Origin of the sequence: Methylobacterium oryzae, from assembly GCF_036441375.1 — a bacterium.
Lineage (GTDB): Bacteria > Pseudomonadota > Alphaproteobacteria > Rhizobiales > Beijerinckiaceae > Methylobacterium > Methylobacterium oryzae_A.
The window spans coordinates 311,359-327,165 of sequence record NZ_MLCA01000017.1 but is presented as its reverse complement, the minus strand read 5'-3'; the positions used below and the strand labels follow the sequence as shown (position 1 = coordinate 327,165).

The following is a 15,807-nucleotide window of genomic DNA, read 5'->3' as shown; positions in this document are numbered from 1 at the left end:
CGAGCCCCGCGGAGCCTTGTCCGGCCATGTCCTGTCCGAGACTGCAGGTGCCGGTTCGCCGGCTTAATCCGCCAGCCTGCACAGACGGGGAAGACCGAATTCAAAACGCCTCGCCTCGGTTCGCGCCGCGGAGGGGTGTCGGTTTGAACCAACTCGCCCGAGGCGGCCCGAAGGGGCGCGCGCGGGGACAGGGCCGCGAAGCGTCGTTCGGACGTTCCCGGTCTTCTGAAGGCCGAGACCACGTCCGGGCGGCATGTGCAACCGGCGGACCCGAGACCGGGTTCCGCCAACCGGAGAGAGCCCAGTGGACCGGACAGCTAAAGCTGATCTCGTCTCGACGCTCAACGGCGTGTTCAATCAGAGCGCCGTCGTCGTCGTGGCCCACTACAAGGGCCTCACGGTCGCCGACATGCAGAAGCTGCGCGCGCAGATGAAGCAGGCCGGCGCCACCGTGAAGGTCGCCAAGAACAGCCTCGCCGGCATCGCACTCGATGGCACGGACGTCGCCTCCATCAAGCCGCTCCTGAAGGGCCCGACCCTGCTCGCCTATTCCGGCGATCCGGTCGCAGCCGCGAAGGTCGCGGTCGATTTCGCCAAGGCCAACGACAAGCTCGTGATCCTCGGCGGCGCGATGGGGAAGACCGCCCTGAACCCGGACGGCGTGAAGGCGCTCGCCTCGCTCCCGTCCCTCGACGAACTGCGCGCCAAGATCGTGGGCCTCGTGCAGGCGCCCGCGACGAAGATCGCTCAGGTCGTCAACGCGCCGGCTTCCAAGCTCGCCCGCGTGTTCGGGGCCTATGCCAAGAAGGACGAGGCCGCCTGAGGCCCTTCAAAATCCATCCGTTCAAACCGATATCTGAGAGGAATTCACAATGGCTGATCTCGCCAAGCTCGTCGACGACCTGTCCTCGCTGACCGTGCTCGAGGCCGCTGACCTGGCCAAGATGCTCGAGGAGAAGTGGGGCGTCTCGGCCGCCGCTGCCGTCGCCGTCGCCGCCGGCCCGGCCGCCGGTGGCGCCGCCGCTGCCGTCGAGGAGCAGACCGAGTTCACGGTCGTCCTCGCCTCCGCGGGCGACAAGAAGATCGAGGTCATCAAGGAGGTCCGCGCGATCACCGGCCTCGGCCTCAAGGAGGCCAAGGACCTGGTCGAGGGCGCGCCGAAGCCGGTCAAGGAAGGCGTCGCCAAGGACGAGGCCGAGAAGCTCAAGGCCCAGCTCGAGAAGGCCGGCGCCAAGATCGAGCTCAAGTAAGTCGACGATGGGCCGGTCCCGGCCCATCACCCCACGGAGGCTCCTTGCGAGCCTGTCGTGACCGGAGCCCGCGGGTCAGCGCCCGCGGGCTTTAGGCCGCTTCGGCGGATGGTCCCGGAAGGGACCGGCAAGAGATTCGGTTCGGTGGCGCGGCCCGGCGGGGCGCGCGTCACGGCCCGGCGCGGGAGGTCCCTTTCGGGAACGCTTCCCCGGGCGCGAGGCACGCGGGTAGGAGCGAGGTCACATGGCCAACACGCTGGTCGGTCGCAAGCGCATTCGGAAGTTCTTCGGCAAGATCAAGGAAGTTGCCGAGATGCCGAACCTCATCGAGGTTCAGAAGGCGTCCTACGACCAGTTCCTGATGGTCGACGAGCCCGAGGGCGGGCGCGCCGACGAGGGGCTGCAGAGCGTGTTCAAGTCGGTGTTCCCGATCTCCGACTTCGCCTCCACGGCGCTGCTCGAGTTCGTGCGCTACACCTTCGAGGCCCCGAAGTACGACGTGGACGAGTGCCGCCAGCGCGGCATCACCTTCGCGGCGCCGCTGAAGGTCACGCTGCGCCTGATCGTGTTCGATGTCGATCCCGACACCCAGGCCAAGTCGGTCAAGGACATCAAGGAGCAGGACGTCTACATGGGCGACATGCCCCTGATGACGGAGAACGGCACCTTCATCGTCAACGGCACCGAGCGCGTCATCGTCTCGCAGATGCACCGCTCGCCGGGCGTGTTCTTCGACCACGACAAGGGCAAGACCCACTCCTCGGGCAAGCTCCTGTTCGCCGCCCGCATCATCCCGTACCGGGGCTCCTGGCTCGACGTCGAGTTCGACGCCAAGGACATCGTGCACGTCCGCATCGACCGGAAGCGCAAGCTGCCGGCGACGTCGCTGCTCTACGCCCTGGGTCTGGACGGCGAGGAGATCCTGTCGACCTTCTACAACAAGGTCGTCTACGACCGGGACGGCGCCGACTGGCGCGTGCCGTTCGACGCCGAGCGCATGAAGGGCCTGAAGGCCACCGTCGACCTGATCGACGCCGATTCCGGCGAGGTCGTGCTCGAGGCCGGCAAGAAGCTGAACGCCCGCAACGCCCGCCAGATCACCGAGAAGGGCACCAAGTTCCTCAAGGCGACCGACGAGGATCTCGTCGGCCAGTACGTCGCCGAGGATCTGGTCAACGCGCAGACGGGTGAGATCTGGGCCGAGGCCGGCGAGGAGGTCACCGACAAGCTCCTGAAGAGCCTGGAGGACGTCGGGATCACCGAGCTGCCGGTGCTCGACATCGACCACATCAACATCGGCCCCTACATCCGCAACACGCTGGCGGTCGACAAGAACTCCAGCCGCGAGGGCGCGCTGTTCGACATCTACCGGGTGATGCGCCCGGGCGAGCCGCCGACCCTCGAGACCGCCGAGGCGATGTTCCACTCGCTGTTCTTCGATTCCGAGCGCTACGACCTCTCGGCGGTCGGCCGCGTGAAGATGAACATGCGCCTCGACCTCGACGCCGCCGACACGGTCCGCACCCTCCGCAAGGAGGACATGCTGGCGGTGGTCAAGGCGCTCGTGGAGCTGCGCGACGGCAAGGGCGAGGTCGACGACATCGACCACCTCGGCAATCGCCGCGTCCGCTCGGTGGGCGAGCTCATGGAGAACCAATACCGCCTGGGCCTCCTGCGCATGGAGCGCGCCATCCGCGAGCGCATGAGCCAGGTCGATATCGACACGGTCATGCCGCAGGACCTGATCAACGCGAAGCCCGCGGCCGCGGCCGTGCGCGAGTTCTTCGGCTCGTCGCAGCTGTCGCAGTTCATGGACCAGACCAACCCGCTCTCCGAGGTGACGCACAAGCGCCGCCTCTCGGCGCTCGGCCCGGGCGGTCTGACCCGCGAGCGCGCCGGCTTCGAGGTGCGCGACGTGCACCCGACCCACTACGGCCGCATCTGCCCGATCGAGACGCCGGAAGGCCCGAACATCGGCCTGATCAACTCGCTCGCCACCTTCGCGCGGGTGAACAAGTACGGCTTCATCGAGACCCCGTTCCGGCGCGTGCGCGACGGCGTGGTCACCGACGAGGTCGCCTACCTCTCGGCCATGGAGGAGGCGAAGTACTACGTCGCCCAGGCGAACGCCCAGATGGACGAGAACCGCAAGCTCACGGAGGACCTCGTGGTCTGCCGCCGGGCCGGCGAGGTGATCGTCGTCGGTCCTGAGCGCGTCGACCTCATGGACGTGTCGCCGAAGCAGCTCGTGTCGGTCGCCGCGGCGCTGATCCCGTTCCTCGAGAACGACGACGCCAACCGCGCGCTCATGGGCTCGAACATGCAGCGCCAGGCGGTGCCGCTGGTCCGCGCCGACGCCCCGTTCGTGGGCACCGGCATGGAGGCGGTGGTCGCCCGGGATTCCGGCGCCGCCATCGCGGCCCGCCGGGCCGGCATCGTCGATCAGGTGGACGCCACCCGTATCGTCATCCGCGCCACCGAGGAGGCCGACGCCAACAAGCCGGGCGTCGACATCTACCGGCTGCAGAAGTTCCAGCGCTCCAACCAGTCGACCTGCATCACGCAGAAGCCGCTGGTCCGCGTCGGCGAGTTCGTGAAGAAGGGCGAGATCATCGCCGACGGTCCCTCGACCGAGTTCGGCGAGCTGGCGCTCGGCCGGAACGTGCTCGTCGCGTTCATGCCGTGGAACGGCTACAACTTCGAGGACTCGATCCTGCTCTCCGAGCGGATCGTGAAGGATGACGTGTTCACCTCGATCCACATCGAGGAGTTCGAGGTGATGGCCCGCGACACCAAGCTCGGGCCGGAGGAGATCACCCGCGACATCCCGAACGTCTCCGAGGAGGCGCTCAAGAACCTCGACGAGGCCGGCATCGTCTATATCGGCGCCGAGGTGAACGCCGGCGACATCCTCGTCGGCAAGATCACCCCGAAGGGCGAGAGCCCGATGACGCCGGAGGAGAAGCTGCTCCGCGCCATCTTCGGCGAGAAGGCCTCGGACGTGCGCGACACTTCGCTGCGGGTGCCGCCGGGCGTCACCGGCACGATCGTCGAGGTCCGGGTGTTCAACCGCCACGGCGTCGACAAGGACGAGCGCGCCCAGGCGATCGAGCGCGAGGAGATCGAGCGGCTCGCCAAGGACCGCGACGACGAGCAGGCGATCCTCGACCGCAACACCTACGCCCGCCTGGCGGACGTGCTGATCGGCCAGGCGCCGGTGGCCGGCCCGAAGGGCTTCAAGAAGGACACCACGCTCACCCGCGAGCTGATCAACGACTACCCGCGCTCGCAATGGTGGCAGTTCGCCGTCATCGAGGACCGTCTCATGACCGAGATGGAGGCGATGCAGAAGCAGTACGACGAGTCGAAGAAGCGCCTCGAGCAGCGCTTCCTCGACAAGGTCGAGAAGCTGCAGCGCGGCGACGAGCTGCCCCCCGGCGTCATGAAGATGGTCAAGGTCTTCGTGGCGGTGAAGCGCAAGATCCAGCCGGGCGACAAGATGGCCGGCCGTCACGGCAACAAGGGTGTCGTGTCGCGGATCGTGCCGATCGAGGACATGCCGTTCCTGGAGGACGGGACGCATGCCGACATCGTGCTCAACCCGCTGGGCGTGCCCTCGCGCATGAACGTCGGCCAGATCCTGGAGACACACCTGGGCTGGGCGGCTGCGGGCCTGGGTCGCAAGGTGTCGAAGGCGGTGGATGCCTATCTGAAGTCGCAGGACATCGCGCCGCTGCGGGAGGAGATGAAGGCGATCTACTCCCCGGGCGAGCTCGACGGCCTGACGGACGAGGAGCTGGCCGAGGCCGGCAACAACGTCCGCCGCGGCGTGCCGATGGCCACCCCGGTGTTCAACGGCGCCAAGGAGGCCGACATCGAGCAGATGCTGGAGATGGCCGGTCTCGACCGCTCGGCGCAGTCGACGCTCTACGACGGGCGCACCGGCGAGCCCTTCGACCGCAAGGTGACGATGGGCTACATCTACATGCTGAAGCTCCACCACCTCGTGGACGACAAGATCCACGCGCGCTCGATCGGCCCGTACTCGCTCGTCACCCAGCAGCCGCTGGGCGGCAAGGCGCAGTTCGGCGGCCAGCGCTTCGGCGAGATGGAGGTCTGGGCGCTGGAGGCCTACGGCGCGGCCTACACGCTGCAGGAGATGCTGACGGTGAAGTCGGACGACGTGGCCGGCCGCACCAAGGTCTACGAGGCGATCGTCCGCGGCGACGACACCTTCGAGGCCGGCATCCCCGAGTCGTTCAACGTGCTCGTCAAGGAGATGCGCTCGCTCGGCCTCAACGTCGAGCTCACCTCCTCTAAGAAGGCGGCCAACGACCAGCTGGAGCCGCCGGCGGACGCGGCCGAGTAAGCCAAGAGAGCCACACCTCCCGTGGCGGCGGTTGCCCGCCGCCACGGTCGAGCGGGAAGGGGAGGGGCCTTCCGGGGTTCGACGACGGTGAGCAGCGCCCGCGCGGGGCGCGGCGCCGGATCTTTTTCAGGACGCGGTGGCCCGGCGCGGGGCTGCCGGCGTCAACAAGGAGCGGATCATGAACCAAGAGGTCATGAACCTATTCAACCAGCAGGCCACGCCGGTCAGCTTCGACCAGATTAAGATCTCGATCTCGTCCCCGGAGAAGATCCTCTCCTGGTCGTACGGCGAGATCAAGAAGCCCGAGACCATCAACTATCGGACCTTCAAGCCCGAGCGCGACGGCCTGTTCTGCGCGCGCATCTTCGGGCCGATCAAGGACTACGAGTGCTTGTGCGGCAAGTACAAGCGGATGAAGTACAAGGGCGTCATCTGCGAGAAGTGCGGCGTCGAGGTCACCCTCGCGCGCGTCCGGCGCGACCGCATGGGCCATATCGAGCTGGCCGCCCCCGTCGCGCACATCTGGTTCCTGAAGTCGCTGCCGAGCCGCATCGGCCTGCTGCTCGACATGGCGCTCAAGGACCTCGAGCGGATCCTGTACTTCGAGTCGTACTGCGTCATCGAGCCAGGCCTCACCCCCCTGAAGGAGCGTCAGCTCCTGTCGGAGGAGGAGTACCTGCGCGCCCAGGAGGAGTACGGCGAGGACTCGTTCACCGCCATGATCGGCGCCGAGGCCATCCGGCGCATCCTGCAGGAGCTCGACCTCGACAAGATCGCCAACGATCTGCGCGAGGAGATCGCGGTCACCACCTCGGAGCTGAAGCCCAAGAAGCTCCTGAAGCGGCTCAAGATCATCGAGGCCTTCCAGATGTCCGGCAACAAGCCGGAATGGATGATCCTCACGGTCGTGCCGGTGATCCCGCCGGACCTGCGCCCGCTGGTCCCGCTGGACGGCGGCCGCTTCGCGACCTCCGACCTGAACGACCTGTACCGCCGCGTCATCAACCGCAACAACCGCCTGAAGCGGCTGATCGAGCTGCGCGCGCCCGACATCATCATCCGCAACGAGAAGCGGATGCTGCAGGAGGCGGTCGACGCCCTGTTCGACAACGGCCGCCGCGGCCGCGTCATCACGGGCGCCAACAAGCGCCCGCTGAAGTCGCTCGCCGACATGCTGAAGGGCAAGCAGGGCCGGTTCCGCCAGAACCTGCTCGGCAAGCGCGTCGACTACTCGGGCCGCTCGGTCATCGTGGTCGGCCCGGAGCTGAAGCTGCACCAGTGCGGCCTGCCCAAGAAGATGGCGCTGGAGCTGTTCAAGCCATTCATCTACGCGCGCCTCGACGCCAAGGGGTTCTCGGCCACCGTCAAGCAGGCCAAGAAGCTCGTCGAGAAGGAGAAGCCGGAGGTCTGGGACATCCTCGATGAGGTGATCCGCGAGCACCCGGTGATGCTGAACCGCGCGCCGACGCTGCACCGCCTCGGCATCCAGGCCTTCGAGCCGAAGCTGATCGAGGGCAAGGCCATCCAGCTGCACCCGCTGGTCTGCGCCGCGTTCAACGCCGACTTCGACGGCGACCAGATGGCCGTGCACGTCCCGCTGTCGCTCGAGGCGCAGCTGGAAGCGCGCGTCCTGATGATGTCGACGAACAACATCCTGCACCCGGCCAACGGTCAGCCGATCATCGTGCCGTCGCAGGACATCGTTCTCGGCCTCTACTACCTGTCGATCGTGGCCGAGGGCGCGCCGGGCGAGTACAAGCCCGACAACGCCAAGAACCCGATGCAGGGCGTCTACGGCGACATGGGCGAGCTCGAGCACGCCCTGGCCGCCAAGGCCGTATCGCTGCACTCGAAGATCAAGTGGCGCTGGACCGGCATCGGCCCGGACGGCGAGCCCCTGACCAAGACCTACGAGACCACCCCCGGCCGCGTGATCCTCTCCGGCGCCCTGCCGAAGCACGCCAAGGTGCCCTTCGACGTCGTCAACAAGCTGATGACCAAGAAGGAGATCTCGGCGATGATCGACACCGTCTACCGCCACTGCGGTCAGAAGGAGTCGGTGATCTTCTGCGACCGGATCATGGCGCTGGGCTTCACCCACGCGTTCAAGGCCGGCATCTCCTTCGGCAAGGACGACATGGTCGTGCCGGAGAACAAGTGGTCGATCGTCGACACGACCCGCGCGCTCGTGAAGGATTACGAGCAGCAGTACAACGACGGCCTGATCACCCAGGGCGAGAAGTACAACAAGGTGGTCGATGCCTGGGCCAAGTGCTCGGACAAGCTGGCCGCCGAGATGATGGGCCGCATCTCGGCCGTCCAGAAGGACGAGCACGGGGCGGACAAGCAGGTCAACTCGATCTACATGATGAGCCACTCGGGTGCCCGCGGCTCGCCTGCCCAGATGAAGCAGCTCGCGGCGATGCGCGGCCTCATGGCCAAGCCGTCGGGCGAGATCATCGAGACCCCGATCATCTCGAACTTCAAGGAAGGCCTGGACGTTCTGGAGTACTTCAACTCCACGCACGGTGCCCGTAAGGGCCTGGCCGACACCGCCCTGAAGACCGCCAACTCCGGCTACCTGACCCGCCGCCTCGTCGACGTGGCCCAGGACGCCGTCATCCGCGAGGTGGATTGCGGCACGACGAGCGGCATCAAGATGCGCGCCATCGTGGATGCCGGTCAGGTCGTGGCGACGCTCGCCACCCGCATCCTCGGCCGCGCCACGGCCGAGGATCTGGTGGCCGCGGACGGCACGGTGATCGTCAAGACCGGCGAGACCATCGAGGAGCGGCACCTGCCGGCGATCAACGCCGCCGGCATCCAGGAGGTGAAGATCCGCTCGGTGCTGGTCTGCGCGACCAAGAGCGGCGTCTGCGCCACCTGCTACGGGCGCGACCTCGCCCGCGGCACGCCCGTCAACATGGGCGAGGCCGTCGGCGTCATCGCGGCGCAGTCGATCGGCGAGCCGGGCACGCAGCTCACGATGCGCACCTTCCACATCGGCGGTGCGGCCCAGATCGCCGACTCGTCCTTCATCGAGTCGAGCTTCGAGGGCACGATCAAGATCCGCAACCGCGCGATCGCCAAGAACACGGACGGTGACCTGATCGCCACCGGCCGCAACGTGGCGGTCGTCATCGTCGGGTCGGACGGGGTCGAGCGGGCGGTCCACCGCCTGCAGTACGGCGCCAAGCTCCGGGTCGACGAGGGTGACAAGATCAAGCGCGGGCAGCGGATCGCCGAGTGGGACCCCTACACCCGTCCGATCCTCACCGAGGTCGACGGCATCGTGGCCTACGAGGACCTGGTCGACGGCCAGTCCATGACCGAGACCACCGACGAGTCGACCGGCATCGCCAAGCGCGTGGTCGTCGACTGGCGCGGCTCGGCCCGGACCTCGGACCTGAAGCCCGCGATGGTGGTGGTCGACCGGGACGGCAAGGCGCTCAAGCTGCCCCGCGGCTCGGACGCCCGCTACTTCCTGCCGGTCGACGCCATCATCGGCTTCGACCCGGGCGCGACGGTCAAGGCCGGCGACATCCTCGCCCGCGTCTCGACCGACTCGGCCAAGACCCGCGACATCACCGGCGGTCTGCCGCGGGTGGCGGAGCTGTTCGAGGCCCGGCGCCCGAAGGACGCGGCGATCATCGCCGAGAAGTCGGGCACCATCGCGTTCGGCCGCGACTACAAGAACAAGCGTCGGCTCACGCTGACGCCGCATGACGGCTCGGAGGCGGTCGAGTACCTGATCCCGAAGGGCAAGCACATCCACCTGCAGGACGGGGACGTGGTCGAGCTCGGCGATTACATCGTCGACGGAAACCCCGCTCCGCACGACATCCTGGCGATCAAGGGCGTGGAGGAACTCGCGGCCTACCTCGTCAACGAGATCCAGGAGGTCTACCGGCTGCAGGGCGTGTCGATCAACGACAAGCACATCGAGGTGATCGTCCGTCAGATGCTGCAGAAGGTCGAAGTGACCGACGGCGGCGACTCGGACATCCTCTCGGGTGACCAGATCGATCGGACGGAGCTGACCGACTACAACGAGAAGCTGCTTGCCGAGGGCAAGAAGCCGATCCAGGGCGTCCCGGTCCTGCTCGGCATCACCAAGGCGTCGCTGCAGACCAAGTCGTTCATCTCGGCGGCCTCGTTCCAGGAGACCACCCGCGTCCTCACCGAGGCTGCGGTCAACGGCAAGGTCGACACCCTGGAAGGCCTGAAGGAGAACGTGATCGTCGGCTCGCTCATCCCGGCCGGCACGGGCTCGATGGTTGCGGATATCCGCTCCATCGCCCGCCGCCGCGACGCGATGATCCTGCAGCAGAAGCAGGCCGAGAGCGGCGCGATGCCGGTCGAGGAGCTTCCGCCCGCCGCCGCCGAGTGAGGCGGCCGGCAGGTCCGAGACGAGAGAGGGCGGCCTTCGGGCCGCCCTTTTCCTTTGTGGCGTGCCCATCTCGACGTCGCCGTCTTCGCGAGCGCAGCGAAGCGATCCGGGGCGTCGCCGCGCGTCCTGACGTCCCGCCGGCCCGGGCCGCTTCGCTCCACCCGTGACGACGGCGCGGGAGGCGTCGACGGCAGATTTCAACCCGGCACCGTATCGAGACACGCGCGACCTTCCGGCCTTAACGACGGCTCAACCATAGCGCGCGATAAATTCGGCGCGGCCGCAGAAACACCCTGGAAACGGGGAGGATCGGGCCGGTTCGGGTGCGTGAGTGCGGGTCTGGCGTCGTGGGCACGAGACGAGGACGGGAATCGAGCCTGCGCTGGCTCTCGGCGGCCCTGACGCCCTGGATGGTCGGGCTCGGCCTGCTGGTGTCGTTCACGGCCGATGCCGGCACGGAGAACGCCATCGGGGCGAGCCGGCTCGGGGTGATCGATGCCGACACGGTCCCGCCCCTGCCGCCCGGCACCCTGCTGATCGGATCGGCCCTGCGCCGCCTCGGCGACGAGCCGCCCCAGGCGATCTTCAAGACCGGCGCGCACGTCTTCCCGGTGGTGCAGCGGGCCGGCAAGGGCGCCCCCTTCCGGCCGCCGGCCGAGAGCTTCGCCCGCCGGGCCGCGAATCTCCGCGAGGCGGGCGGCGCCCTGGTCTTCGGCGACGTCACCGGCAGCGTCACCGGCGTGCTGACGCAGGGCTCCGCGATCTGGGATCCGGAATCCGAGCCGGAAGCCGCCTTCGTCCCCGTGCCGGATCTCGGCCTCACGACCGGCGCCGGCAGCGCCGCCTCCACGGGCGCGGGGACCGCCGACCTCACCGAGGATGGCGGCCCCGAGCGCTTCGACGGCTCGACTCCGCCGGTGCCCCGCGCCATCGCCCTGTCGTCGACGACGCCGGCGCCCGCGGACGCGATCCCGGTCGAGATCGCGGCGGCGAGCCTCGCGCTGCCCGATTTCGCGATCCGCACCGAGCGCCCGGACAGCGCCGGGCCGGTGCCCGAGGACGCGCGCCGGCGCTACGCCGACCTGATCGACCCGAACGCCCTCGACAAGGAGCAGCGCTGCCTCTCCGAGGCGGTCTATTTCGAGGCCCGGAGCGAGCCCGAGGCCGGCCAGGCCGCCGTCGCCCAGGTGGTGCTCAACCGCGTGAAGAGCGGCCTCTACCCGGCGAGCGTCTGCGGTGTCGTCTACCAGAACCGGCACCACTACATGGGCTGCCAGTTCTCCTTCGCCTGCGAGGGCAAGTCCCTGCGCATCACCGATGCCGGCGCCTGGGAGAGCGCCACCCGCATCGCCCGCTCGGTGATCGAGGGCCGGACCTACCTCGCCGAGGTCGGCGCCGCGACCCACTACCACGCCGACTACGTGCGTCCGGGCTGGGCCCGCCGCCTGCGGAAGATGGACGTGATCGGCCGGCACATCTTCTACCAGCTCCGGGCCGGCCAGACCTGACCCGGGCCGGACCGGACTTCATAAGAGAGACTGTCCAAGATCCGAACAATGCTACCTAGGTAGGCGACGCCTAAGCAGTCGAAACCAAGGGTTAATTTTACCTTCGTTCCCGATAATGCTTGCGCGCCGGGCAACGAGTCTGGCCTCTGGTACGTCGAGACGAGCGCCGCGTCCGCGCCGCGTCTCGTAGTAATGCGTATCAGAGGACTTCCATGACCGCGCCGGTCGCTCGCACCGCTCTCCTCGCCGCCGCCCTCGGCGGCGTGCTCCTCGCCGCACCCGCCCAGGCCGGCGGCTGCTACGGCTCCGAATGCTATCGCCGCGTCGTCACGCCGCCGGTCTACGACACCGTGCAGGAGAACGTGCTGGTGCGCCCGCCCCGCACGGTCTACCGGACCACGCCGCCGGTCTACGACACGGTTTCGGAGCGCGTGATGGTCTCGCCCGGCGGCCGCTACTGGCAGACGAGCCGCGGCCCCGGCGGCGAGCTGATCGGCTGCTGGGTGACGACGCCGCCGCGCTTCGCGGTGCGCACCCGGACCGTGCTGGTCCGCCCGGCGCAGTCGATCCCCGAGACGATCCCGCCGGAATACGCCAGCGTCAGCCGTCGCGTCCTCGTGGCGCCCGCTCGGGCCGGCTGGGTGCCGGTCGGCGGAGGTTATGGCGGCGGCTACGGCTACCGGCCCGCGGCCTACGGCGGCCCGCTCGTCGGCTCGATCCCCGACGCCCTCGGCATCACCGGGGCCAGTTCCTCGGATATCGGCGTCGGTCTCGGCTTCTACACGGGCAGCCGGTACGAGGGATACTGAGCCGGTCACGACCGCGCCCGTCTTGATTCCGGGCGTCCCGGCCACACCTCACCGCGCGAAGCGGGAGGTGACGATGGGGACGTTCAAGGCCTGGGTGGTCGAGAAGAACGAGGCCGGCCAGAGCCTCGCCTTCACGGACTTCGACGACGCCGACCTGATGGACGGCGACGTCACCGTGCGGGTGACGCACTCGACCCTGAACTACAAGGACGGCCTCGCGCTCACCGGCAAGTCGCCGGTGGTGCGCCGCTTCCCGATGATCCCAGGCATCGACTTCTCCGGGATCGTCGAGACCTCGGACCACCCGGAGTACCGGCCGGGCGACGCGGTCGTGCTCACCGGCTGGGGCGTCGGCGAGACGCATCTCGGCGCCTACGCGCAGCGCGCCCGTGTCAAGGGCGACTGGCTGGTGCCGCTGCCCCAGGGGCTCACCGCCGAGCAGGCCATGGCGGTCGGCACCGCCGGCTACACGGCGATGCTGTGCTGCATGGCGCTCGACGCCCACGGCGTGAAGCCCGAGCACGGTCCGGTCATCGTCACCGGCGCCTCGGGCGGCGTCGGCTCGGTGGCGGTGGCGCTCCTCGCCCGGGCCGGCTGGCACGTGATCGCCTCCACGGGCCGGGACGGCGAGGCCGATTACCTGAAGGGCCTCGGGGCCGCCGAGATCCTCGACCGGGCGGAGCTGTCGAAGCCCGGCAAACCCCTCGGCAAGGAGCGCTGGGCCGCGGGCGTCGACGCCGTCGGCTCCACGACCCTCGCCAACGTGCTCGCCATGACCCGGGCGGACGGCGCCGTCGCGGCCTGCGGGCTGGCGCAGGGCATGGACCTGCCGACCTCGGTGGCGCCCTTCATCCTCCGCGGCGTCTCGCTGCTCGGCATCAACAGCGTCACGACCCCGCAGAAGAAGCGCCGCGAGGCCTGGGCGCGCCTCGCCCGGGAGCTCGACCTGGCCAAGCTCGCCGCCATGACGAGCACGGTCCGCCTGGAGGAGGTCGGCCGGCTCGGCGAGGAGATCCTGGCCGGCAAGGTCCGAGGCCGGACCGTCGTGACGGTGGCGTAGGTCCGGCGCCCGTCAGGCGGCTTTCCGGGCCTGGAGCAGGTAGCTCATCGGCAGGAGCCGGTCGGCGGCGAGCACGTCGCAGGCCGTGGTGCTGATGTTGTCCGGAAACTCCCGGAACCGCTCGATCGCGAGGCCCGCACCGATCAGGCTCTCGATCAGCATCCCGACGGGATGGGCGAACCAGTAATGCGGTCCGACCCGCGGGGCCGGCCCGTCGCCGTACACGATGGCGTCCTCGCCCACGAACGGCGCCGTGCGGAAATAGGAGTGCCGGACCAGGAGCGGCTGCTCCGCCCGCGGCTCGAACATGTTCACGACGGGGTGCTCCTCGTGGATGAGGATCCGGCCGCCCGGGTGCAGGAGGCGCGCCGCCACGGCGAGGAAGCGCGGCAGGTCGGGCATCCAGCCCAGCACGCCGATGGTGATCACCGCGAGGTCGTAGGCACCGTCGTGCTCCGCGTCGATCGCGTGCACGTCGCCCGCGACGAAGCGGCAGTCGCGCCCGGCGATGCCGGCGAGGTCCCTTGCCTGGGCGAGGAACGCCTCCGACTGGTCGAACCCGGTCGCCGACCGGGCGCCGAGATTCATCAGCGACACCGTCTCCCGCCCGTTGTTGCAGCAGAGCTGCGCGACGGAGGTCCCGGCGAGGCCGATCGCCCGCAGGGCCGCCTCCATCGGCGGGTCGAAGCAGGAGAAGCCGGGATCCCGCGCGAAGTTCTGCGTCAGCCGGTCCCAAGACGGGTCGCTCCGGTGCAGCGGCGCGGAGGCATCCCAGGCCTGGCGGTTGGCGGCGACGGCCTCGGCGGCGGACAGGGACGACATCGACGGCTCCGGATGAATCGCCGGAGAGTCTAGCGAGCGGTGCCCGTGTCGCGCCACGGCGAAAACGCCGGGCCGGCCGAACCGCCGTCGCGCGGGAACCTTTGCCGTGCCTCGCGTGTTGGCGTCTTCATGAGCGTCGCATTCGTCAAAGAGCCCGAGGGTGGGGAAGCGTTCGAGAATCTGCCGGACCGGCCGATCTCGCCGCACACGAACTTCGTCACGCCGGAGGGGCTCGCGCAGATCGAGGCCGAGGTCGCGCGTCTCGAGAAGGAGGTCGCCTCGCTGGACCCCGCCGACAAGGCGGAGGATTCCCGCATCGGGCGCGACCTGCGCTACTGGGCGGCCCGGAAGAACACCGCGCAGCTCGTGGAGCCCAAGGGCGGCGACACCGTGCAGTTCGGTTCCACCGTCACGGTGGTCCGCGAGGACGAGTCCGGCAAGGAGACCCGGCAGACCTTCCGGATCGTCGGCGAGGACGAAGCCGACCCGCACAAGGGCTCGATCTCGTACGTGGCACCGCTCGCCCGCGCCATCACGGGCAAGACGATCGGCGACGTGGTCGAGGTGAACGGCCACGAGGTCGAGGTCGTCGAGATTCGCTGAGGCGGGTCAACGGCCCTCGAACCGGGCCCGCAGCGGCAGCAGCGCCTCGGCGACGTGCTCCATGAAGGCCCGGACCCGCGCCGCGTGGCGCAGGTCCGGATGCGTCAGGATCCAGAGGTCCGCCCCGAGTTCCGGGTGCGGCCCTGACAGCCGTCGCAGCGCCGGATTGAGGTCGGCCGTGAAGCAGGGAAGCGGGCCGACGCCGAGGCCGGCCTCGACCGCCGCTTCGAGACCGATCACCGCGTTGACCCGCAGGCGGACGCGGTCGGAGGGCGCCCGCGCCTCCACGAACCGCGTGAGCGAGCCACCCGCCACCAGCGGCCCCGGACTGATCCACGCCTCGCGGGCCAGATCACCGTAGGCGCGGTCGGCGCGGCCGTAGACTCCCCAAGCCGTGAGGGCGAGGCGGCGGCCGACCAGCGTCTCGCTCGGCTCGCGGCTGATCCGGATCGCCACGTCGGCGTCCCGGCGCGAGAGGTTGAGCGTCGCCTCCGCGAGGATGAGGTCGATCCGAATCTCCGGATAGCGCTCGGCGAAGCTCGCCAGCATCGGCATCAGCAGGTCGGCGGCGAAGCCGGCCGGCGCGGTCACCCGCAGCTCGCCGGAGGGTGTCTCGCCCTGTCCCGCCACCACGCGGGCGAAGCGCGTCACGTCCGCCTCGATCCGTCCGGCCGCGTCGATCATCGCCTGCCCGGCGGCGGTCGGCACATAGCCCGTGCGCAGCCGCTCGAACAGGCGCGTGCCGAGCCGCGCCTCCAGGGCGGCGAGGCGCCGGAACGCCGTCGAGTGGTTGATCCCGAGCTCGGTCGCCGCCGCGGTCAGGCCGCCCCGATCGGCCACGGTCTTCGCGAACCGGAAGTCGTCCCAGTCGAGCGCCACGCGCGGATCCTTGCGTCTGTGCAAGATCAATCTTGCACGTCGGGGCATTCTTGCAAGGCGGCAAATGCGCGATGGAGTGGCCTTCCGCCGGCCGACGATCCGGCCGGACGTCCGACA

10 protein-coding genes are annotated in these 15,807 nt (G+C 69.1%); 8 read left to right on the top strand and 2 right to left on the bottom strand.

Going from position 1 to position 15,807, the window contains the following annotated elements; genetic code table 11:
* Positions 1-304 precede the first annotated feature (304 nt).
* The 7 genes from rplJ (at position 305) to acuI (ending at position 13,386) form a co-directional block, all read left to right on the top strand.
* Complete coding sequence (gene rplJ / locus MOTC310_RS32230; protein ID WP_331294684.1) at positions 305-823, top strand: 50S ribosomal protein L10; 519 nt, start codon at positions 305-307, stop codon at positions 821-823.
* 49 nt (positions 824-872) lie between these two features.
* Positions 873-1,250: a 50S ribosomal protein L7/L12 gene (gene rplL / locus MOTC310_RS32225; protein ID WP_012320773.1), complete on the top strand. Its 378-nt coding sequence runs from the start codon at positions 873-875 to the stop codon at positions 1,248-1,250.
* A gap of 244 nt (positions 1,251-1,494) precedes the next feature.
* Entirely contained in the window at positions 1,495-5,619 is a 4,125-nt protein-coding gene (gene rpoB, locus MOTC310_RS32220; protein WP_331294685.1) for a DNA-directed RNA polymerase subunit beta, read from the top strand.
* Between the two features lie 178 nt (positions 5,620-5,797).
* Positions 5,798-10,009, top strand: coding sequence for a DNA-directed RNA polymerase subunit beta' (gene rpoC / locus MOTC310_RS32215; RefSeq protein ID WP_331294686.1), 4,212 nt, complete (start codon positions 5,798-5,800; stop codon positions 10,007-10,009).
* A 410-nt stretch (positions 10,010-10,419) separates the two neighbouring features.
* Entirely contained in the window at positions 10,420-11,517 is a 1,098-nt protein-coding gene (locus MOTC310_RS32210) for a cell wall hydrolase (RefSeq protein WP_331304746.1), read from the top strand.
* Positions 11,518-11,729: 212 nt separating this feature from the next.
* Positions 11,730-12,326, top strand: a complete 597-nt coding sequence (locus tag MOTC310_RS32205; protein WP_331294687.1) for a hypothetical protein — start codon at positions 11,730-11,732, stop codon at positions 12,324-12,326.
* 73 nt (positions 12,327-12,399) lie between these two features.
* Complete coding sequence (gene acuI / locus MOTC310_RS32200; protein ID WP_331304717.1) at positions 12,400-13,386, top strand: acrylyl-CoA reductase (NADPH); 987 nt, start codon at positions 12,400-12,402, stop codon at positions 13,384-13,386.
* 12 nt (positions 13,387-13,398) lie between these two features.
* Here the strand turns inward: acuI and MOTC310_RS32195 are convergent, their stop codons facing one another.
* A complete protein-coding gene (locus MOTC310_RS32195) occupies positions 13,399-14,208 on the bottom strand; it encodes a class I SAM-dependent methyltransferase (RefSeq protein ID WP_331304716.1) in 810 nt (269 codons plus the stop codon).
* Between the two features lie 129 nt (positions 14,209-14,337).
* Here MOTC310_RS32195 and greA point away from each other — a divergent pair, with 129 nt between their 5' ends.
* A complete protein-coding gene (gene greA / locus MOTC310_RS32190) occupies positions 14,338-14,811 on the top strand; it encodes a transcription elongation factor GreA (RefSeq protein ID WP_331304715.1) in 474 nt (157 codons plus the stop codon).
* 6 nt (positions 14,812-14,817) lie between these two features.
* Here greA and MOTC310_RS32185 read toward each other — a convergent pair whose 3' ends face one another.
* A complete protein-coding gene (locus MOTC310_RS32185; protein ID WP_331304714.1) occupies positions 14,818-15,690 on the bottom strand; it encodes a LysR family transcriptional regulator in 873 nt (290 codons plus the stop codon).
* Positions 15,691-15,807: the final 117 nt, after the last annotated feature.

What these genes read in the sequence shown, in the direction of transcription:
- acuI (WP_331304717.1), top strand. Translation starts at nt 12,400, where the DNA reads ATGGGGACGTTCAAGGCCTGGGTGGTCGAGAAGAACGAGGCCGGCCAG.
- rpoC (WP_331294686.1), top strand. Translation starts at nt 5,798, where the DNA reads ATGAACCAAGAGGTCATGAACCTATTCAACCAGCAGGCCACGCCGGTC.
- rpoB (WP_331294685.1), top strand. Translation starts at nt 1,495, where the DNA reads ATGGCCAACACGCTGGTCGGTCGCAAGCGCATTCGGAAGTTCTTCGGC.
- MOTC310_RS32195 (WP_331304716.1), bottom strand. Translation starts at nt 14,208, where the DNA reads ATGTCGTCCCTGTCCGCCGCCGAGGCCGTCGCCGCCAACCGCCAGGCC.
- rplL (WP_012320773.1), top strand. Translation starts at nt 873, where the DNA reads ATGGCTGATCTCGCCAAGCTCGTCGACGACCTGTCCTCGCTGACCGTG.
- greA (WP_331304715.1), top strand. Translation starts at nt 14,338, where the DNA reads ATGAGCGTCGCATTCGTCAAAGAGCCCGAGGGTGGGGAAGCGTTCGAG.
- MOTC310_RS32205 (WP_331294687.1), top strand. Translation starts at nt 11,730, where the DNA reads ATGACCGCGCCGGTCGCTCGCACCGCTCTCCTCGCCGCCGCCCTCGGC.
- MOTC310_RS32210 (WP_331304746.1), top strand. Translation starts at nt 10,420, where the DNA reads ATGGTCGGGCTCGGCCTGCTGGTGTCGTTCACGGCCGATGCCGGCACG.